The organism is Marinobacter sp., assembly GCF_041984545.1.
In the GTDB taxonomy this organism is placed as follows: Bacteria; Pseudomonadota; Gammaproteobacteria; order Pseudomonadales; family Oleiphilaceae; genus Marinobacter.
Map to the genome: position 1 here is coordinate 1 of NZ_JBHIXV010000083.1, position 368 is coordinate 368.

1 pseudogene is annotated in these 368 nt (G+C 64.7%); it reads left to right on the top strand.

The window, feature by feature from the left end:
* Positions 1-368: pseudogene (locus ACFC20_RS17620) on the top strand (sulfite exporter TauE/SafE family protein); the annotation flags it as partial.

Here is a 368-nt window from a genome sequence, read left to right on the forward strand (position 1 = left end):
GTCCATGGCCTGGTGCAGCTCGGTTCCAACGGGGGCCGTGCGGTGATGACCTGGCGCAAGGTCGACTGGCGTGTCATTGCCGCGTTCGCCCCCGGTGTCGTGGTCGGTGCCGGGATCGGGGCCTGGCTGCTGGTCGATTTACCGGAACAGGTCTGGCAGCTGACCATCGCCCTGTTTGTGCTCTACCTGTGCTGGGGCCCGGGGCTGCCGGGCATGGCCTTCGGCAAGCCTGGCATTTTCATTGCCGCCGCATTGACCAGTTTTGTCAGCCTGTTCGTGGGTGCCACCGGCCCGCTGGTGGCCGCGTTTATCAAGCAGATTCACCGTGACCGCTTCACCACCATCGCCACCTTTGCCATGGCGATGGT